This window comes from Deinococcus sp. NW-56, from assembly GCF_002953415.1.
Lineage (GTDB): Bacteria > Deinococcota > Deinococci > Deinococcales > Deinococcaceae > Deinococcus.
On sequence record NZ_CP026516.1, the window covers coordinates 2,100,316 to 2,120,005 of the forward strand.

17 protein-coding genes are annotated in these 19,690 nt (G+C 70.4%); 9 read left to right on the top strand and 8 right to left on the bottom strand.

The window, feature by feature from the left end:
- Positions 1 to 285: 285 nt before the first annotated feature.
- Both C3K08_RS10615 and polA read left to right on the top strand, forming a co-directional pair.
- Positions 286 to 2,169 carry an Ig-like domain-containing protein gene (locus C3K08_RS10615; RefSeq protein ID WP_104991279.1) on the top strand — a complete coding sequence of 628 codons (1,884 nt, stop codon included), beginning with the start codon at positions 286 to 288 and terminating at the stop codon, positions 2,167 to 2,169.
- Between the two features lie 46 nt (positions 2,170 to 2,215).
- Positions 2,216 to 4,930 carry a DNA polymerase I gene (polA, locus tag C3K08_RS10620; protein ID WP_104991280.1) on the top strand — a complete coding sequence of 905 codons (2,715 nt, stop codon included), beginning with the start codon at positions 2,216 to 2,218 and terminating at the stop codon, positions 4,928 to 4,930.
- Positions 4,931 to 5,014: 84 nt separating this feature from the next.
- Here the strand turns inward: polA and C3K08_RS10625 are convergent, their stop codons facing one another.
- Both C3K08_RS10625 and C3K08_RS10630 read right to left on the bottom strand, forming a co-directional pair.
- Entirely contained in the window at positions 5,015 to 5,344 is a 330-nt protein-coding gene (locus C3K08_RS10625) for a cyclic-di-AMP receptor (RefSeq protein ID WP_104992031.1), read from the bottom strand.
- Between the two features lie 96 nt (positions 5,345 to 5,440).
- The gene (locus C3K08_RS10630) at positions 5,441 to 5,950 is read right to left on the bottom strand and encodes a transcriptional regulator (protein ID WP_104991281.1); all 510 of its coding nucleotides are present in this window, start codon (positions 5,948 to 5,950) and stop codon (positions 5,441 to 5,443) included.
- Positions 5,951 to 6,303: 353 nt separating this feature from the next.
- On the opposite strand from C3K08_RS10630, the gene C3K08_RS10635 reads away from it, so the two are divergent.
- Both C3K08_RS10635 and C3K08_RS10640 read left to right on the top strand, forming a co-directional pair.
- Positions 6,304 to 7,047 (top strand): ATP-binding cassette domain-containing protein, encoded by a 744-nt coding sequence (locus tag C3K08_RS10635; protein WP_104991282.1) that lies wholly within the window; start codon positions 6,304 to 6,306, stop codon positions 7,045 to 7,047.
- A complete protein-coding gene (locus tag C3K08_RS10640) occupies positions 7,037 to 8,284 on the top strand; it encodes an ABC transporter permease (RefSeq protein WP_104991283.1) in 1,248 nt (415 codons plus the stop codon). The genes C3K08_RS10635 and C3K08_RS10640 overlap by 11 nt, the downstream gene beginning before the upstream one ends.
- Before the next feature lie 61 nt (positions 8,285 to 8,345).
- Here C3K08_RS10640 and C3K08_RS10645 read toward each other — a convergent pair whose 3' ends face one another.
- Both C3K08_RS10645 and C3K08_RS18740 read right to left on the bottom strand, forming a co-directional pair.
- Positions 8,346 to 10,040: a PRC-barrel domain-containing protein gene (locus C3K08_RS10645; protein ID WP_104991284.1), complete on the bottom strand. Its 1,695-nt coding sequence runs from the start codon at positions 10,038 to 10,040 to the stop codon at positions 8,346 to 8,348.
- Between the two features lie 25 nt (positions 10,041 to 10,065).
- The gene (locus tag C3K08_RS18740) at positions 10,066 to 10,200 is read right to left on the bottom strand and encodes a hypothetical protein (protein WP_255411729.1); all 135 of its coding nucleotides are present in this window, start codon (positions 10,198 to 10,200) and stop codon (positions 10,066 to 10,068) included.
- Positions 10,201 to 10,393: 193 nt separating this feature from the next.
- Between C3K08_RS18740 and C3K08_RS10650 the strand changes: the two genes are divergently transcribed.
- A complete protein-coding gene (locus C3K08_RS10650; RefSeq protein ID WP_104991285.1) occupies positions 10,394 to 10,669 on the top strand; it encodes a hypothetical protein in 276 nt (91 codons plus the stop codon).
- Positions 10,670 to 10,738: 69 nt separating this feature from the next.
- On the opposite strand, the gene acnA is transcribed toward C3K08_RS10650, so the two are convergent.
- Positions 10,739 to 13,456, bottom strand: a complete 2,718-nt coding sequence (gene acnA, locus C3K08_RS10655) for an aconitate hydratase AcnA (protein ID WP_104991286.1) — start codon at positions 13,454 to 13,456, stop codon at positions 10,739 to 10,741.
- Positions 13,457 to 13,612: 156 nt separating this feature from the next.
- On the opposite strand from acnA, the gene C3K08_RS10660 reads away from it, so the two are divergent.
- The 4 genes from C3K08_RS10660 to C3K08_RS10675 all read left to right on the top strand — a co-directional run bounded on the left by C3K08_RS10660 (position 13,613) and on the right by C3K08_RS10675 (position 17,100).
- Positions 13,613 to 14,470: a CoA transferase gene (locus tag C3K08_RS10660; RefSeq protein ID WP_104991287.1), complete on the top strand. Its 858-nt coding sequence runs from the start codon at positions 13,613 to 13,615 to the stop codon at positions 14,468 to 14,470.
- Positions 14,471 to 14,554: 84 nt separating this feature from the next.
- Positions 14,555 to 16,474, top strand: coding sequence for a heavy metal translocating P-type ATPase (locus C3K08_RS10665; protein WP_104991288.1), 1,920 nt, complete (start codon positions 14,555 to 14,557; stop codon positions 16,472 to 16,474).
- A gap of 90 nt (positions 16,475 to 16,564) precedes the next feature.
- Positions 16,565 to 16,756 carry a hypothetical protein gene (locus tag C3K08_RS10670; RefSeq protein WP_104991289.1) on the top strand — a complete coding sequence of 64 codons (192 nt, stop codon included), beginning with the start codon at positions 16,565 to 16,567 and terminating at the stop codon, positions 16,754 to 16,756.
- Positions 16,757 to 16,776: 20 nt separating this feature from the next.
- A complete protein-coding gene (locus tag C3K08_RS10675) occupies positions 16,777 to 17,100 on the top strand; it encodes a hypothetical protein (RefSeq protein WP_104991290.1) in 324 nt (107 codons plus the stop codon).
- 64 nt (positions 17,101 to 17,164) lie between these two features.
- On the opposite strand, the gene C3K08_RS10680 is transcribed toward C3K08_RS10675, so the two are convergent.
- The 3 genes from C3K08_RS10680 to C3K08_RS10690 all read right to left on the bottom strand — a co-directional run bounded on the left by C3K08_RS10680 (position 17,165) and on the right by C3K08_RS10690 (position 19,689).
- Positions 17,165 to 18,238, bottom strand: coding sequence for a type III polyketide synthase (locus C3K08_RS10680; protein ID WP_104991291.1), 1,074 nt, complete (start codon positions 18,236 to 18,238; stop codon positions 17,165 to 17,167).
- A gap of 135 nt (positions 18,239 to 18,373) precedes the next feature.
- Complete coding sequence (locus tag C3K08_RS10685) at positions 18,374 to 19,273, bottom strand: aldo/keto reductase (protein ID WP_104991292.1); 900 nt, start codon at positions 19,271 to 19,273, stop codon at positions 18,374 to 18,376.
- Between the two features lie 86 nt (positions 19,274 to 19,359).
- Positions 19,360 to 19,689 (bottom strand): transcriptional regulator, encoded by a 330-nt coding sequence (locus tag C3K08_RS10690; RefSeq protein ID WP_199776918.1) that lies wholly within the window; start codon positions 19,687 to 19,689, stop codon positions 19,360 to 19,362.
- Position 19,690: the final 1 nt, after the last annotated feature.

The window sequence follows — 19,690 nt, forward strand, 5'->3', positions numbered from 1 at the left end:
CTTGTGTGGCGTTTTCGACAGGCGACAGGAGTTGGCTCGCAGTCTGGAGCGGTCAGATTTCTAAAATGGAGATGAAATGGGGTTGAGCCGCTTCTCATCTCAGCCTGCCCTTGCCCTCGCCCACGCGCCCCCGGAGGCTCCTGATTCCATGTCCTTTGCCCTGCGCCTGACCCTCTGCCTCGCCCTCGGCCTGACCGCCTGCGGCACTCCCTCACCCAGCCCGGCCCCCAGCCCGCCCCCGTCCCCCCGCCGCCCGCCGCGGCGCCGGTCGCCTCGGTCACGGGCGTGAGCGTGGACGCCCCGGCCTTTCAGCTCACGGTCGGGGCGCAGCGGGGCGTGCGGGCCACGGTGCAGGGCACCGGTAGTTTCAATGCAGCGGTGACCTGGGCCAGTGACCGCCCGGGGGTCGCGGGTGTGGATGGGCAGGGGCAGGTCAGCGCCGTCGCGCCCGGCACCGCCACCATCACCGCGACGAGCGTGCAGGACCCGGCCAGGAGCGCCGCCCTGACCGTCACGGTCGTGGCCCCCCCGGCCCCTCCGGCCGTGCCCGGTCCAGTCGCCCCCACCGTTTCTGGGGTGAGCCTCAGCCACACGGCCCTGACCCTGACGGCGGGGGGAAGTCAGCCGGTCACTGCCACGGTGGAGGGCACCGGGGTTTTCAATCCGGCGGTCACCTGGGTCACCTCCGACCCTGGCGTGGCGGGCGTGGATGCGGCGGGTCGGGTGACTGCCGTCGCCCCCGGCACAGCCACGGTCACGGCGATCAGCGTCGGGGACCCCGGCCGCCGGGCCAGCCTGAGCGTGACCGTCACGGCCAAGGCCCCCACCGTCACGGGCGTCACGCTGTCCCCGACCGAGCTGAGCCTGACCACGGGCGGCAGCCAGGTGGTCACGGCGGCCGTGCAGGGGACCGGGACCTTCAACCCGGCGGTCACCTGGAGCAGTTCACAGGCGGGCGTGGCGAGCGTGGACGCAGCGGGCCGGGTCACCGCCGTCACTCCCGGCCAGGCGACCATTACGGCCACGAGCGTGGGCGACCCCAGCCGCCGGGCCAGCCTGACGGTCACGGTCAGCGCCCCGGCTCCTACGGTCAGCGGCGTCACCCTCAGCCCCGCCTCCCTGACCCTGACCGCTGGAACGGGGCAAGCCGTCACCGCGACCGTGCAGGGCACCGGCAGCTTTGACCGGACCGTCACCTGGTTCACCTCCAACCCCGCCGTGGCGGGCGTGGACGGGTCGGGGCAAGTCAGCGCCGTGGCTCCGGGCGGCGCCACCGTCACCGCTGTCAGCGTGGGGGACCCCAGCCGCCGGGCGACGCTGAGCGTGACCGTCGTGGCCGCGCCCCCGCCGCCCACGCCCCAGCCTCCGGCCCCGCAGCCCCCGGCTCCGGGCGCGGACCCCTTCGCCATCACGGTCGTCTTTCCGGACGGCACCCTGCTGACCCCCGCCCAGAAGGACGCCTTCACCGGGGCGGCGGCCCGCTGGTCGCAGGTCATCGCCGCAGGGCTGCCCGACGTGGCGGGCGTGCAGCTTTCCACCGGAGCGCGGGTCACGGTGGACGACCTCACCATCGTGGCGAGCAGCGTGCCCATCGACGGCCCCGGCAATGTGCTGGGGCAGGCCGGACCCAGGCAGGTGCGGCCCGGCACCACGCTGCCGCTCTGGGGCGAGATGCAGTTCGACTCGGCCGACCTCGCGGGCATGGAGGCGAACGGCACCCTGACGGGCGTGATTCTGCACGAGATGGGGCACGTGCTGGGCATCGGCACCCTGTGGAACAGGTACCTGACCGGCAACGCGGACTCCTGCGCGGCCGCGACCCAGGTGCAGTACACCGGAGCGGCGGGCCTGCGCGAGTACCGCACGCTGGGTGGGCTGGCCCCCGCCGTCCCGGTCGAGGACCGCTACGGCGAGGGCACCAAGTGCGGCCACTGGAAGAAGTCCGTCTTCGGGGCCGAGCTGATGACCGGCTTCGTGAGCCGGGGCCAGATGCCCCTGAGCCGCCTCACCCTGGGGGCGCTGGCGGACCTGGGCTACAGCGTGAACTACGCGGCGGCGGACGCCTACGCCCTCGCCAACGTGGCCGCGCAGGGGCTGGAGGCTTTCCCCATCGTCGAGCGGCTGATCACGCCGGACGGGGTGCTGGACGGCCCGCTGCATCAGCACTGAGGCCAAACGCTCCGGGTCTCTCTCCCGGCGCCCCTAGAATGCCCGCATGACCCCCCCCTCGCCCGACACGCTCGTGCTCATCGACGGACACGCGCTGGCGTTCCGCTCCTACTTCGCGCTGCCGCCCCTGAGTAGCAGCAAGGGGGAAGCGACGCACGCGATCCTGGGCTTCCTGCGCCAGACGCTGCGGCTCGCGCGGCAGGCCAGCAACCAGATCATCGTGGTGTTCGACCCGCCCGGCGGAAGCTTCCGGCACGAGCAGTACGACGGCTACAAGTCGGGCCGCGCCCAGACCCCCTCCGACCTGCCCGGCCAGATTCGCCGCCTGCGCGAGATCGTGGACGCGCTGGGCTGGCCCCGGCTGGAGGAACTCGGCTACGAGGCCGACGACGTGATCGGCTCGGTGACCCGCATGGCGGAAGGCCGGGGCTTTCAGGTGCGGATCGTGACTTCCGACCGCGACGCCTACCAACTCCTCGACGACCACGTGCGCGTGATCGCCAACGACTTCTCGCTGATCGGGCCGCAGGAGGTGCTGGACAAGTACGGGGTCACTGTGCGGCAGTGGGTGGATTACCGGGCGCTGACCGGGGACGCCAGCGACAACATCCCCGGCGCCAAGGGAATCGGCCCCAAGACTGCCGCCAAGATCCTGCAGGAGTACGGCACCCTCGACGCCGCGCTGGAGGCCGCCCGCGCGGGCACGCTGGAACCCAAGGGGACCCGCGAAAAGCTGCTCGCCTCGGAAAAGGACGTGCTGTTCAGCCGCGACCTCTCGCGAATGGTGACCGACCTGCCCCTGCGGGTGGACCTCGGGGCGCCGCGCGGTCCGGGCAACCCCGACCGCCTGATGGAGCTACTCGACGAGCTGGAGCTGGTGTCCCTCAAGCGGGAGGTGCTCGCGCTGGGGCAGAAGGAGGCGGACTCGCTCGTGGCAGCGGCCACCGCCCCCGAAGCCGGGACCTTCACCCCACCCCAGACCGAGCCGTGGCGCACGCCGGGGCCGGACGTGACCTGGGGCTACGTGCTCTCGCGCGAGGACGACCTCACCGCCGATCTGATCGGGGCGGCCACCTTCGACGGCGAGGTCGCCCGCGTCGCGCCGACCGAGGAACGCACCCCCCCGCCCGGTGCGCTGCCCGCAGCGGAGGCGCCCGCCGAGCCCGCGCTGCTCCCGGAAGCGCCCCGGACCAAGGCGGAGCAGAAGGCGCTGGAAAAGGCCGCCCGCGCCGCCGAGAAAGCCTCGCAGCGCCTAGCGGCCCTTTATCCCCCCACCGTCTCCGACGCCGAGTTCATCGGGCAGCGGTCGGTGCGGGCGGCGGGGGCCAAGGCGCTCGCGGCGCACCTCAGCGTGCGCGGCACGGTGGTGGAGCCGGGGGACGACCCCCTCCTCGTCGCCTACCTGCTCGACCCCGCGAACACGAACATGCCCACGGTGGCCGAGCGCTACCTGCGCCTGTCCTGGCCCGACGACGCGGCCACCCGCGCGGCGATCACCCACCGCCTGATGGCCGACCTTCCGCCCCAGCTCGACGAACCCCGCCGCAAGCTCTACGCGGAGATGGAACTCCCCCTCTCGGCGGTCCTCGCCCGGATGGAGGTGCGCGGGGTGCGGCTCGACAGCGCCTACCTGCGCGGACTGTCCATCGCCACGGCCGAGCGCCTCGCCACCCTGGAGGCCGAGATTCACGGGCACGCGGGCCGCGAGTTTCCCATCCGCAGCCGCGACCAACTGGAAACCGTGCTGTACGACGAACTCGGCCTCGCCAGCGGCAAGAAGACCAAGCTGACGGGCAAGCGGAGCACGGCAGTCTCGGCGCTGGAGCCCCTGCGCGACGAGCACCCCATCATCCCCGCGCTGCTCGAATACCGCGAGTTAGAAAAGCTGCGCGGCACCTACCTCGACCCCCTCCCCAACCTCGTTAACCCACAGACCGGGCGGCTGCACACCACCTTCGCGCAGACGGCGGTGGCGACCGGGCGCCTGAGCAGCCTCAACCCCAACCTCCAGAACATCCCCATCCGCTCGGAACTCGGCCGCGAGATTCGCAAGGGCTTTATCGCGGACGACGGCTTCGTGCTGATCAGCGCCGACTACTCGCAGATCGAGCTGCGGCTGCTCGCGCACATCGCCGAAGACCGCCTGATGCAGCAGGCCTTTCAGGAAGGGGCCGACATCCACCGCCGCACCGCCGCGCAGGTGCTGGGACTGGACGAGGCGACCGTCACGCCCAACCAGCGCCGCGCCGCCAAGACGGTCAACTTCGGCGTGCTGTACGGCATGAGCGCCCACCGGCTGAGCAACGATCTCGGCATCCCCTACGCCGAGGCCGCCTCCTTTATCGAGGTGTACTTCAGCACCTACCCCGGCATCCGGCGCTACATCGACCGCACGCTGGAGTTCGGCCGCGAGCACGGGTACGTCGAGACGCTGTACGGCCGCCGCCGCTACGTGCCGGAGCTGAAGGCCTCCAACCGAACCCTGCGCGAGGCGGGCGAGCGGCTGGCCTACAACATGCCCATTCAGGGCACCGCCGCCGACATCATCAAGCTGGCGATGGTGCGGCTCGACCGCGAGCTGGAGGCGCTGGGCGCCCGGCTGCTGCTGCAGGTCCACGACGAACTGCTGATCGAGGCGCCCGAGCACCGTGCCGAGGAGGTGGCGCAACTCACCCGCGAGGTGATGGAGGGCGCCGCGCAACTCAGCGTGCCGCTGGCGGTCGAGGTCGGTGCGGGGCCGAACTGGTACGACACGAAGTAGGGACCACTCGAAGGGGGCGAGATTGAGGGCAGCAACACCCCCTGAACCTCGCCCCTTCAAGGGTTCAAACTCAGCGCCGGGCCGTCAGACCTTCACGAACTCCTGCACGCCCAGCACGAACATCACCGCGCCGCCCACCGCGACCTCCACCGGGTCGGACGCCATGCCCTCGCCGCCCTCGCCCATCGGCACGCCGGGGGTGACGAGGCGGGTACGGGTGCGGCAGGTCTGCTGAACGTGGCGCTTGAGTTCGTCCATGCGCGTGTCGGGCACGCCGATCATCAGGGTGGTGTTGCCCTCGCGCAGAAAGCCGCCCGTGCTGGCGAGCTTGGTGACCTCGAAGGCGTTTTCCGACAGCACCCGGATCAGCGCGGCGGCGTCGGCATCCTGAATCACGGCGAGCACGAGCTTCATGAAGCCCAGCATAACAGAGGCTCCGGCCCCGCCCGGCCCGCCCCAAAGGAAAAGGCCTCCACGGTGGGAGGCCCAGGGGTCGGGAGGACAGAGAGGTCAGGCGACCTGCTTCTTCTTGCCCGTCGCGGGAGCCGGGGCCGCCTGCTCCTGGCCCAGCGCCTGCGCTTCCTTGAGGCGGAAGATCACGAGGCTGCCCACGAAGGTGCAGGTGATCATGCCGTGCGCGTTCAGCAGCGACAGGGCCGCCATCACGTCGTCACGGGTCATGCGGAGCTGCTCGCTCATGTACAGGGCGCTGTCGGCGCGGCCTTCGAGGTAATCACGGACGCGCTTGGCATCTTCGGTCAGGGGCGTGGCGGGCACGTCCGCGAGGCCGGGGTCGGCCAGGCCATACACGGCGCGGGTGCCGGTGCCGGGCAGGCGGCGCACCCGGCCCTGGTCGAGCAGGCTGGCGAGGGCCGCCCGCAGGTGCGACAGGGCCAGGCCGGTGGTCTTGGCGAGCTCGGTCTCGACCCATTCAGGCTTGCTTTCCAGCGCCTTCAGGACGAGCTTTTCATTGGCACGCCGGGTTTCTTGCAGGTCTTCGAGGGTGGGGGGGTTAAACATGCGCTATCCTCCGGAAAACCAGAGCGGACGGTCAGGCCCCTCCGGCTATGAGTCGAGATCGTGGACTCGGTACAAGTGCGCAGGGCGCAACTTTCCTATTGTGACAGATTAGCCTCTCATCTGCATGAGCCAAGATGATTGGACGTTGAACTGGGGGCAACAAACGGCGGGCGGGCCGGGCGGCTCCCCGCTTCCTGATTTCTGGACTTCAGCGTACCCCTCCGCCATCAGACCACCGTGAGAGGGGCCACGGGGGGCCTCCAGCGTTCCTTGACAGGGCGGGGGAAGACCCAGACAACGTGAGGACGGCAACGTTCTCTTGCCCAGTGCCGTAGGGTCTGGTGGGAGGAACGATGCTGGACATCCAGAACCTGAGCAAGACCTACGGGCGGCACACGGCGCTGCGGGACGTGAGCCTCACAGCGGGGGAGGGCGAGGTCTTTGGGCTGCTCGGCCCCAACGGGGCAGGCAAGACGACCCTGCTGCGCATCCTGGCGACCCTCTTGCAGCCGACGGCGGGCACCGCGAGCGTGGCGGGCCACGACGTGGGGCGCGAGCCGGAGGCGGTGCGCCGGGTAATCGGCGTGGTGAACGGCGGCATGGGCCTGCCCGCCCGCCTGACGGGGCGCGAGGTGCTGCGCTCCTTCGCAGGCTTCTACGGCATGACGCGGGCGCAGGCCGACACGCGCATCGCGGAGCTGGACGCGGCGCTGGACCTGGGGCGGACCCTCGACACCCGCGCGGGCGAGTACTCGACGGGCATGAAGCAGAAGGTGGTGATCGCCCGCGCGGTGATCCATGACCCGCAGGTGCTGGTCCTCGACGAGGCGGCCAGCGGACTGGACATCTTCGCGCGGCGCACCCTGCTCGACTTCGTGGCGGGGGCGCGGCGGCCGGGGCGACTGACCCTCTACTCCACCCACGTCATGAGCGAGGCGGAGGAGGTCTGCGACCGGGTGGCGATCCTGCACCAGGGCGAACTGGTCACGGTGGGGGGCATTCCGGACATCCTCGCGCGGACGGGCGAGCGCACGCTGGAACGGGCCTTTTTCGCGCTGGTACGCGGCACGGGGCAGGAGGCGGCGCGTGCGTCCTGACTATCTCTGGCGGGTGGCCTCGCGTGACCTGCTCTCGACCCTGCGCGACCGCCGCACCCTGACGAGCACCATCCTGATTCCGCTGCTCCTCATTCCCCTCTTCACGCTGGGGCTGCCCCTGCTGCTGGGCAGCTTCATCGGCGGGCAGGCGCAGGAGCGCCAGCAGGTCGGGGTGGTGGGCACCCTGCCCGCGCCCCTCCGCACGGCCCTCACCCGCGACGAGAAGGCCCCCGACGGCACCGTGATCCGCGCCGGGGTCGAACTCGTCCCCGTGGAGGACCCCCGCGCCGCCGTGCAGTCGGGCGAGGTGGACGCGGCGCTGCGGGCGCCCGCACCGCTGCCCACCCGCGCGGGCGACGGGGCAGGGCAGTTGGAGGTCTACGCCAAGCTGGGCAACCTGCGGGCACAGACCGGGGCCTTCGCCAAGGTGCAGGCCACCGTGGAGGCCTACAACCGTGAGCTGGCCGTCCAGCGCCTCGGCGGGCTGGGGCTGGGGCCGCAGACGTTGACGCCCGTGACCCTCTCCCCCATCGACGCCAGCCCCGAGCAGGAACGGCGCAGCGGGCAGCTCGCCTTCCTGATTCCGCTGCTGATGCTGAACTTCATCCTGTCGGGGGCGATGGCGACCGCGCTGGATGCCACGGCGGGCGAGAAGGAGCGCGGCACCCTGGAAAGCCTGCTCGTCTCGCCCGTGCGGCGCTCGGAGGTCGTGGCCGGGAAGCTGCTCGCCACGACGATCACGGCGCTCACGACCGCGCTGTTCAGCGTGGGCGGCTTTCTGCTGACCGGCGTGCTGTCGCGCACGCTGCTCGACGGGAATGGGGCGAACGCCGAACTCACCCAGGCCTTCGGCGGGCAGCTCACACTGACGCTGGGGGGAGCGCTCGCGCTGCTGGGCACGGTGATCAGCGCCGCCCTGCTGATCAGCGCCGTCCTGATCGCCCTGAGCATCTACGCCCGCTCGTACAAGGAGGCGCAGACCTACGTCACGCCGCTCTCGCTCGCCATCGTCTTTCCGGCGGTGCTGCTGCAATTCAGCGACTTCCTGACCCTGAGCGACGGCATCTACGCCCTGCCCCTCTTCGGGAGCATGGTGTCCATTCTCGACGTGGTGCGTGGCAACCTGACGGCCGGGCACGCGCTGACCGCCATCGGGGCCAATCTGGTCGGGACGCTGCTGCTGGGCCTGCTCGCCCTGCGGTCCTTCCACCGCGAGGAAGTCATCTTCCGGAACTGATGGGCCACACGGGAGAGGGCGGACCCCCATGCACGGGAGGTCCGCCCTCAGCTTGAACGGCTCAGTTGCGCCGGGTGGGGTCGGTAGGGTTGGGGTTCAGCGGGTCCATGCCGGACCGGGCCTCACCCTCCAGGGGCTGCTCGGCGAGGTCCGCTTGGCCTTCGAGCGCGGCCACGCCCGTCTCGTGGGGGCGCACGGCGAGGGGGTCGATGACCGGTTCTTCCTTGCTCACGCTGTCGACCAGGATGTCCAGCACGTCCCCGGCCCGCGCGGCCTCGATCGCCTTGTGGGTCACGATCTCGCCGACGTTCAGGATGATGGTGTCGTCGGGCGCCAGAATCACGCGGGTGACCGGGCGGCCCAGCGCGTCGCGGACCTTCTGCTCCATCTGCTGCTGCTGGCGGTTCTCCAGGGCTTCTCCGGCCTCCTCGCGCTTGTCGCTGAACCACGACTTGGCGCGGTCGAGGAAGTTGCTCGCGCCCTCACTGACGCTCGCCACGCCGCCGGACAGGGCGGCGGCGGTGCCCGTGCCGCCCGCCCCAGACTGCGGCGCGACCGTCGCGGCGATCAGGGCGGCGTCCAGGCCCAGGGTCCGGGCACGCTCGGCCACGGCGGGCGTCACGATCTGGCCCTGCACGGCGAGGAGGTTGCCCGAGGGCGTGCGCACGTCGCTGCGCACCCGGCGCCCGATGGTGTCCTCCACGGTGGTGGCTTCGCGGCGCCCGGTCAAGGTCTGCACCGTCTCGGTGAGGCTGCCGCCGCCCGCTGCGGCCACCAGCGCGGGCAGGCGCCCGGCCTGCTCGGCCCGCTCGGCGTGGAAGGGCGTGATGACGGTGCCCTGGTGAACGATGACCTCCTGCACGCCGTCGGCCACTTCCGCCGTCACGTCGGTGCCGGCGGTCTTGCCGATCACGTAGTCCTTCTGGCGCTCGGCGCTGGCGCCCTTCAGGTCGTCCACGCTGCCCTGCACGCGCTCCTTGGCGCTGCCGTAGGCCTCGGAGAGCACCCCGCCCGTCGCGGCGGTCGCGAGCGCGGCCAGCTTGCCCACGCCCTCGGCGCGGTCGGCCTGCTCGGCGGTGATGGTCTCGCCCTTGTGCACGATCACGGTGCCGTCGTCCAGGGTGATGTCGCCGCCCGCCGTCTTGCCGACGACGTACTCCTTCTGACGCTCCTTGGTGGCGTCGGCGATGTTCTCGTAGCCCTGCTTGACGCTCTCGGCGGCGCTCTGGTAGGCGCCCTTCAGGCCGCCCGGCTCCTGCTCCTGCATGGCGCTCGCCACGCTGACCGGCACGATGGCGGCGTCCTGCCCGATCTGCACGTCCTCGGGCGCGGGCACGAAGCTCCGGCCGCTGGTGAGGTCGCTGAAGATGCCGCCCGTCGCGTCGTAGCCTTCCACGCGCCCGGTCGTCTCGTCGAAGTACACGTCGGCGATCTTGCCGAGGTTCTGGCCGTCGGTCGTCAGCAGGGTCATCCCGACGAGGCTGATGTTGGAGTCCAGCACCTCGGCGAGGCGCCCGTCCTCGCGGGTGGAGGTCACGGCATCGGCGCTGTCCACCATGATGGCGTCCTCGCCGACCGAGCGGATCGCCTCGAAGGGCACCACCCGCGCCGAGCGGAACCAGCCGCCCTCGTCGACAAGCAGTCCCAGCACCTGATTGGCCTGGTGGTCGAAGACGAGGTCGCGCACGCTGTCGATGCGCTCGCCGGTGTTGATGGCCACGACGTTGCGGCCCAGCAGGTCTTTGCCTTTGATCATGCGAGTCCTCCGGGTAGGGGGCGGCTCAGAAGCCGAGGTTGAGGATGCCCTGGGGCTTGAGGTACAGGAAGTACGCGAGTAGGAACAGAATGAGCAGGATCAGAATGATGAGCAGCGCCGTGCGCCCACCGCCCCCGCCGTTGCCTTGCAATCGAGCCATGAATGAGCCTCCTCCGGGGAGTTTAGAAAGTCGGCTCCGTGCGTGCGAGCCACCCTTCCTCACCCGGGGTTGACGCAACCTTGCGCTGCCCTTGAGGTGTTCCCATGCTTCTCATTCGCCGCAGTGGGGCTGGTTCAGAGGACCCCCCGGCCAACGCACAATTCCTGTCAGAGGGACTGATCCAGAATGAGGCATGGGTCAAGAGATGCTCAACGCTCTCCTTTTTCCGCTTCTGTTCAGCATTGTGGGCGGCACGTACGCCTACCTGCGTTTTCCCGACCGCCGCCCCAAGGTGCTGCTGACCCTGGTGCTGTTCCAGCTGGTCGGGGCCTACGGGCACGCCAGCCAGCCCGACACCGGGCTGTTTGGCCTCCTGACCCTGCACCTGCTCGTCGTGGTGACGTGGCTGGCCCACTACCTTCAGACGCCGCAGGGACGCCTCCGACCGGAGCGGGTGCGCGGCGAGTAGAGCGGCCCAGTCGACAAGAAAGCCCCCACCCTGTGATCGGGTGGGGGCTTTGCTGCGACCTGAACCGGCTTACGCCTGAGCGCTCGCCTCCTTGCGGCCACGCTCCAGGATGCCGCGCAGCACGGTCTGGAGGATGCCGCCGTTCTTGTAGTAGTCGATCTCGACCGGCGTGTCGATGCGGCACTGGAGGATGACCTCGCGGCTCTGGCCGTCCTTGGTCACGCGCAGGGTCACGTCCTGACGGGGCTTGAGGTCACCCGGCAGGATCAGGTCGAAGGTCTCGTCACCCTGGATGCCGAGGCTGTCCGCCGTCTCGCCGTTCTTGTACTGGAGGGGCAGCACGCCCATCCCGACGAGGTTGGAGCGGTGGATGCGCTCGAAGCTCTCGGCGATGACGGCCTTCACGCCCAGCAGGAAGGTGCCCTTGGCGGCCCAGTCGCGGCTGGAGCCCATGCCGTAGTCCTTGCCCGCGAAGACGAGCAGCGGCACGCCCGCTTCCTTATAAGCGGTCGAGGCGTCGAAGATCGAGGTGACCTCACCCGTCAGGAAGTTCGTGGTGAAGCCCCCCTCGGTGCCGGGCGCGAGCTGGTTCTTGAGGCGGATGTTGGCGAAGGTGCCGCGCGTCATGATGCGGTCGTTGCCCCGGCGCGAGCCGTAGGAGTTGAAGTCCTTGGGTTGAATGCCGCGCTCCAGCAGGTACTTACCCGCCGGGGTGTCCGACTTGAAGGACCCGGCCGGGCTGATGTGGTCGGTGGTCACCGAGTCGCCCACCTTCACGAGCACGCGGGCGCCCTCGATGGAGGTGATGTCGCTCGGGCCGCCCGCCAGCGTCTCAAAGAAGGGCGGGTTCTGGATGTAGGTGGACTCGGGGTTCCAGTTGTACAGCGCCCCCTCGGCGACGGGAATCGCGTTCCACTGCTCGTTGCTCTTCTCGATGCCGTCGTAGACACGCTTGAACATCTCGGCGTTGATCGCCTGATCCATGATCTGCTGGATCTCGGCGCCCGTGGGCCACAGGTCGCGCAGGTAGACGGGCTGGCCGTCAGGATCGGTGCCGATGGGGTCATTCACGATGTCGTTCACGACCGTGCCCGCCAGTGCGTAGGCCACAACGAGGGGCGGCGAGGCGAGGTAGTTCGCCTTGATGTGGGGGTTCACGCGGCCCTCGAAGTTGCGGTTGCCCGACAGCACCGAGGCGACCACGAGGTTGCCTTCCTCGATGGCCTGCACGGTGGGCTCGGGGAGCGGCCCCGAGTTGCCGATGCAGGTCATGCAGCCGTACCCGACCGTGTTGAAGCCGATCTGGTCGAGGTAGTCCTGCAACCCGGCGGCTTCGAGGTACTCGGTCACGACCTTGGAGCCGGGCGCGAGGCTGGTCTTGACCCAGGGCTTGGGCTTGAGGCCGCGCTCGACGGCCTTCTTGGCGACGAGACCCGCGGCGATCAGCACGCTGGGGTTGGAGGTGTTCGTGCAGGAGGTGATGGACGCCAGCGTCACCGCGCCGTGCCCGATCTTGATGTCGGTGCCGCCGATGGTCCCCTGCGCGTCCAGCTTGTCCTGGCCCAACTCGAAGCCCCGGTTCTTGATGGGGGCGGTGAGCGCCTCAGCAAACACCGTGTGCATGTCGGTGAGGTCCACCCGGTCCTGCGGGCGCTTCGGCCCGGCGAGGCTGGGCACGATGGTGGACAGGTCGAGTTCGATGGTGTCGGTGAAGACGGGATCGGGCGTCTCGTCGGTGCGGAACATGCCCTGGGCCTTGTAGTACGCCTCGACGAGTTCGATCTCGTCTTCCAGGCGACCGGTGCGGCGCAGGTAGCGCAGCGCTTCCTCGTCCACCGGGAAAAAGCCCATCGTGGCGCCGTATTCGGGAGCCATGTTGGCGATGGTCGCGCGGTCGGGCAGCGTCATGCTGCTCAGGCCCGCCCCATAGAACTCGACGAACTTGCCCACCACGCCCTTCTCGCGCAGCATCTGCGTGACGCGCAGGGCGAGGTCGGTGGCGGTCGCGCCCTCGGGCATCGCGCCCGTGATCTTGAAGCCGATCACCTCGGGCATCAGCATGTAGATGGGCTGGCCCAGCATCACGGCCTCGGCCTCGATGCCGCCCACGCCCCAGCCCACGATGCCCAGGCCGTTGATCATGGTGGTGTGCGAGTCGGTGCCCACGAGGCTGTCGGGGTACACGACCACGCCGTCATCCTCGGGGCGGCTCTGCACGCCCTTGGCAAGGTACTCGAGGTTAACCTGGTGGATGATGCCCGACGCCGGCGGCACCACGCCGAAGTTGTCGAAAGCCTGCTGGCCCCAGCGCAGGAACTCGTAGCGCTCGCGGTTGCGCTCGAACTCCAGGGCCATGTTGTTGGCGAGCGCGAAGTCGGTGCCGAACTCGTCGACCTGCACCGAGTGATCGATCACAAGGTCGACCGGGATCAGCGGGTTGATCTGCTTGGGGTCACCGCCGAGCTTGACCATCGCGTCGCGCATGGAGGCGAGGTCCACGACGGCGGGCACGCCCGTGAAGTCCTGAAGGATCACGCGGGCAGGCTTGAAGGGAATCTCGATCTCCTCGTTGACCGGTTTCCAGCCTGCGACCGCACGGACATCCTCCTCGCGCACGTCGTAGTTGTTGGCCTCGCGCAGGACGCTCTCGAGCAGCACCTTGACCGAGAAGGGCAGGCGGGCAACGTCCGCGCCGTCCACCTGAAGCTTGTTCAGGTCGTAGAAATAGAGCTTCTGCCCAGCCTTGGTGGTGAGCACGTCACGCGCACCGAACAGGTTCATCGCCATGAATGGTCTCCTTCTGGCCGCCTCTTTCGGCAGGCCCCCGCAGAGCGCGGGAAAGATGCCTCCATCATAGGCGGAGCGCCCCCAGGACACCCCGTCTCCGGCACAGGGACGGCGTTACCCCTATGGGGACAACAGAGTGGAGTGAGAGGATGCCCTATGTCCGGCCCTCTGCACGGCTTCACGGTCCTGAACCTCGCGCCCAACCTGCCCGGCCCGCTGGCCGCCGCCGCGCTGCGGGATGACGGGGCGCGGGTAGTCAAGATCGAACCGCCGGGGGGTGACCCCTTCGCGGCCTGGGCGCCGGACTGGTACGCGGAGTTAACGCGGGGGGTGGAAGTGCGGCGCCTCGACCTCAAGGGAGCGGAGGGACAGGCCGAGATGCGGGCTTTGTTGGCGGAGGCTGACCTCCTGCTTACAAGCAGCCGTCCCTCGGCGCTGGGGCGGCTGGCGCTGAACGGAGAGACGCTGGGGCGAGACTTTGGGCGCCTGTGCCGGGTCCTGATCGTGGGCGACACGCGCACGCCGGAAGTGCCGGGGCACGACCTGACCTATGTAGCCCAGGCCGGGCTGATTGACCCCGCCCGGCCCGCCATGCCGCGCACCCTGCTGGCCGATGTGCTGGGCGGGCAGCGGGCGTATGCGGCGGCGCTCGCCCTGCTGCTGGGCCGCGAACGTGGGTCGCCCGAGCGCGAGCGGGTGGTGGGCCTTGGCGATGCGGCGCAGGCAGCGGCGGGGCCGTTGCGGTACGGGTTGACGGCGCCGGGGGGGCTGCTGTCAGGAGCCTCGCCCACATATCGCCTGTATGCCACTGCCGACGGCACGGTCGCGGTGGCCGCGCTGGAAGCGCACTTCGCCGCCCGCTTCCGCGAGGTGATCGGCCCTGACCCGGAAGGCACCTTCCGCTCGCAGCCCACCGCCCACTGGCTCGCTGTGGCCCGCGAGCACGACCTGCCGCTCGCCGCCGTGCCGGGCGAAGTCCCTGCCCCGGCTTCCTCAGCATTCCGCTCCGAATAGAGCGTTGAGTCGAACCCGCCGGAGGAGTAGACTGGGCTTATTGAGAAGTATTCCTATTAAGCCCGATTCCTGCCCGGAGGCTCCATGACCACCTCGACCCTGCCGACCCCCTCGCCTGCGCGTTCACCCCGGCCCTTTCGCCTGTCGCCGGAACTGCGAGCGGCCGTCCTGCTGACTACCCTGACGTTGCTGGGCCTGCTGGTGGGGCTGGCGGGTGAGCACCTGCTGGTCCTACCCACCGCCGCCTGGATGGGGTACGGGCTGGCGTATCTGGCGGGGGGAATTCCCGCCGGGCGCGAGGCGGTGCACAGCCTGCTGCGCGAGCGCAAGCTGGACGTGGACCTGCTGATGGTGCTTGCCGCGCTGGGGGCCGCCTCCATTGGGCAAATGGCGGACGGGGCGATTCTGCTCTTTCTGTTCAGCCTGTCCAACACCCTTCAGGACTGGGCGATGGGCCGCACCAAGAACGCGGTTCAGGCACTGATGGACCTCAACCCGGAGGGGGCGACCGTGCGCCGGGACGGTCGGGAGCGCTGGTGCGAGCTGGGCGAGATCCGGGTGGGCGACCTGCTGGTGGTGCGCCCCGGCGAGCGCATCGCCGCCGACGCGCGGGTGGTGCGTGGGCAGACCAGCGTGGACGAGTCGCCCATCACCGGGGAGAGCGTGCCGGTGGACAAGGGACCGGGCGGCGAACTCGCCTCTGGGACGGTGAACCTCAACGGCAGCGTGGAGGCCGAGGTGATCCGGCCCGCGGGCGAAAGCACCCTGGCCCGGCTGGTCGGACTGATGGAGGAGGCGCAAACCCAGAAGAGCCGCGCCGAGAGCCTCACCGAACGGTGGGAAAGCCCCTACGCGACCGCCGTACTGCTGGGTGTGCCGCTGGTGTTCGCGCTGCTGTACTACGGCTTTGGCCTCCCCACCGATGACGCGTGGTACCGGGCGATGACCTTCATGGTGGTCGCCAGCCCCTGCGCGGTGGTGATCTCGACGCCCGCCGTAATGCTCTCAGCCATGGCTGCTGCCGCCCGCGCCGGAGTCCTGTTCAAGAGCAGCGCGGCGCTCGACGCGCTCGCCGGGGTGCAAACGGTCGCCTTTGACAAGACGGGCACGCTGACCCAGGCGAGGATGACCCTCTCGCACGTTCACGCCCCCGACGAGCGCTCGGCCCTGGCCCTGGCCGCCGGACTGGAAGCGCACAGCGAGCACCCCATCGCGCGGGCGGTGGTGGCCGCCGCGGAGGACCGCGGGGTCGCGCCGCTGGCCCTCACGAACGCACAGGCGGTGCCCGGCCACGGCATCACCGCCCACACCCCGGAGGGCGAGGTCGCCTGGGCGGGCAATCTCCGGCTGGCCGAGCGGCAGGGGGCGAGCCTCCCGGCCGCGCAGCGGGCCACGCTGGAGGAGCTGGCCGCCGCGGGCCGCAGCGTGGTCGTCGTGGGAGTGGAAGACCGGGTCGTGGGCCTGCTGGGCGTGGCCGACGCCCTGCGCCCCGGCATTCGGGAAGCGCTGGACCGGCTCGCGGCCAGCGGCGTCCCGCACCGGGTCATGCTGACGGGCGACCGCGAGGAGGTGGCCCGCACTGTGGCGGGCGAGGTCGGCCTGAGCGAGTACCGCGCCGAACTGCTGCCCGAGGACAAGCTGCGGATCATCGGGGAGCTGCCCGGCCCGGTGGCGATGGTGGGCGACGGGGTCAACGACGCGCCCGCGCTGGCCCGCGCCGACCTCGGGGTGGCGGTGGCCTCGGGGACCGACGTGGCGATCGAGAGCGCCGACGTGGTGCTGATGCAAAACGATCTCGGGCGTCTGGCGGGCGCGGTGCGGCTGGCCCGCGAAGCGCGGCGCACCGTGCGGCTGAACCTCGCCTTCGCCTTCGGGGTGATCCTGATCGTCGCGCCGCTCGCGGTGGCGGGGCAGGTGCCGCTACCGCTGGGCGTGGTGGCACACGAGGGCGGCACCGTCTTCGTGGTGTTCATGGGCCTGCGGCTGCTGCGGCGCCGGGTGTAGGGGCCGGGTATAGAGGAAGTGAAGGCCTACGCCGCTCCGGGAAGGGTACGCTGGCCTTCCACACCCACTTCACCCCAGGGAGGTCCACCCATGAGTGACGACAAGTCCCATCCCTCCGCCGACCGCAGCCCCGAGGGCGGCGCCAAGGACACCGACGACCTCAGCGGCGAGAAGGCCGTACGCCGCCCCGGCATGGCCGAGAAGGGACAGCAGGTCGACCAGACGCCGAAGGACGTGACGGGCGAGCACGACGCCCTGACCCCGCAGCGCCGCCTGCCTTGAAGGGCGCGAGGAGGCTTTCCATGAGCGACCCCGGCAAGAACGGCACCGGCCCCCAGGACAACGTGCCGCAGGAGCAGGTGCAGGACAACCCCAACTGGCAGACGGGCACCCCCAAGACACCGAACGAGGGTCAGACGGACGCCCACTGGGGGCAGGTGGGCGACGAGAACGCGGACGCGGGGGCGGGAACGCCCCTGACCGCAAACCCCGGCGCCCCGGCTCCCAGCGCCGTGGGTGGCGAGGCCCGCACCCCCACCACCCACGGCGGGATGGCGTCGGGTCTGCCCGCGAGCGGGGCGACGACGAACCCGCAGAAGACCGTGGACGGGGACGAGCACAGCTAGGCCCCCACCAAAGAGAACGGAGCCTTCGCCCGGTTGGGGAGGCTCCGTTCTTCTGTCTCGCCCTTCAGTCCAGCGGCCCGAAGCTCAGCAGCACGTGTTCGGCGCTGAAGCCCGGTCCCATCGCGGACAGCATGCCCTGGCCCAGCGGTTCTCCGCGCAGCACCTCCTCCAGCACGAAGAGAACCGTCACGCTGCTCATGTTGCCGTGCGCGGCGAGGACGCGGCGGCTGGAGTCGAGCGCCCCTGAGGGCAGGTCCAGCGCCTCTTCATAGGCGGCAAGCACCTTGACCCCGCCGGGATGGACCACGAAGGTGCCCACATCGTCCCGGCTCCAACCGCGCCCGGCGAGGGCCTGCGCGACGTTCTCCCGCATCATTGAGCGCACCAGGGTGGGGATGTCGCGCGAGAAGCGCACCTTCAGGCCGTCGTCCACCACGTCCCAGCCCATGATGTCCTCGGAGTCCTCGATCAGGGTGGAGAAAGCGCCGTGCAGGGTGGCCAGCGGGGGCGGGCCGGGCACGTCGGCGCCGGTGATGACGAGGGCCGCGCCGCCGTCCGCGAAGAGGGCGGTGCCCACGAAATTGCTCTTGGATTCGTCGCCCTTGACGAGCGTGAGGCTGCACAGCTCGACCGCCACGAACAGCACCCGCCGGAATCCCGCCCGCACGAGGTCGGCCGCCCGAGCGAGGCCCGCCGCCCCACCCGCGCACCCCAGGCCCCACACCGGCAGCCGCGCGGCGTGCGGGTTCAGTCCCAGCGCTCCGATCAGATACGCGTCGAGACTGGGAGTGCTCAGGCCGCTGGTGTTCACCACGACGACAGCGTCAATGTCCTTCGGTCCCACCCCCGCCCGCTCCAGCGCCTCCTGGGCCAGCCGCAGGGTCAGGGCGCGGGCCTCCTCCACGAAGACCGCGTTTTTCTCCCCGAAGCCGCGCGATTCCAGGTACCACTCCAGCGGGCGCGACAGGGCGCGGGACTCGATCTGCGCGTTGTCAAACACGTCCAGCATGTGCGGGCGGGCCGCCATGCGCGGAAAGAGGCGGCGGGCGGCCTCGCGGACCTCGGCCTGGGGGGCGCGGTAGGGCGGGTGCCCGGTCACGAGCGAGCGCACCAGCGGCAGAGGCGAGGGAGCAGGCATGCGGCATTCTCCCCTCTCCCCCGCCGGGCACCGTGCGCTGAGGCACCGTCGGGGCGGACGGGGGCTTCACCGTTGGACCACCGAGGCAAAGGGGGAGAAGGTCACCCCCTCTCCCCCACCGGGCCTTCCCGATTCTCAGCGCCGGGCGGCCTGCTGGCGCTCCCACTCCTGACGGCCCACCTCGTCGAGGGCGGCGAAGTCCTCGTCCGAGAGGGTGAGCGACGCGGCGGCCACGTTCTCCTCCAGGTGCTTGACCTTGCCCGTGCCGGGAATGGGCAGCATAACGGGGCTGCGCTTCAGGACCCAGGCGAGGGCGACCTGCGAAGGGGTCGCGCCCAGGCGCCCGGCGATCTCGGTCAGGACGCTGCCCTCCTGCGCCAGCCGCCCGGCGGCGAGGGGGTACCAGGGGATAAAGCCGATGCCCTCGCGCTCGCAGTGGTCGAGCACGTCTTCCGACTTGCGGTTCGCCAGGTTGTAGAGGTTCTGCACGGTGGCGACCGGGAAGACGCGGCGGGCGGCCTCGATCTCCTCGACGCCCACCTCGCTGAGGCCCGCGTGGCGGATCACGCCCTCGTCCATCAGCTCGCGGATCGCACCGAACTGCTCGTCCTGCGGCACGTGGCGGTCGATGCGGTGCAGTTGCCACAGGTCGATCCGCTCGACCCCCAGGCGGCGGCGCGAGATATAGGCCTGCTGCTTGAGGTACTCGGGGCGGCCCACCGGAATCCACACGTCGGGGCCGGTGCGGGTCAGGCCGCCCTTGGTCGCCACGACCACCGTGTCGTAGGGGTGCAGCGCCTCGCGGATCAGTTCCTCCGAGACGGCCGGGCCGTAAGAGTCGGCGGTGTCGATGAAGTTCACGCCGAGGTCGGGCAGGCGGCGCAGGGTCGCCAGGGCACCCTCGCGGTCGGCGGGGTCGCCCCAGATGCCCTCGCCGGTGATGCGCATCGCGCCGAAGCCCAGGCGGTTCACGCTGAGTTCGCCGCCGATCTTGAAGGTGCCGCTCGCCGCCGCGTTGGGAATGGTCTGGGTCATGGGTGGGTCCTCCGAGGGGGCATTCTGACGCGTGGACTGATGGCCGAGGGTGAGCGGCGGGGGTTGCGCCCGGCGGGGCTGCGGGGTTAACTGCCGCCCGGTGCTGCCCCCCGCAGCGCCGCCCAGTAGCCGTCCAGCGCGGCGCGGCCCGCTTCCGTGATGCGGTAGCTCGTGACGGGCACCTTGCCCCGGAAGGCCTTGTGCACCTCGATGTATCCGGCGTCTTCCAGCTTGGCCGCGTGGCTGGAGAGGTTGCCCTTGCTGAGGCCCAGCGCCGACTCCAGAAACTTGAATTCGGCCTCCTGCGCTCCGGCCAGCAGGGAGAGAATGGCGAGGCGCACGGGTTCATGCACCAACCGGTCGAGGCCAAGCAGGGCCTGCACCGGGTCGGGCGGGCCGGGGGGAGGGTCGCCCACG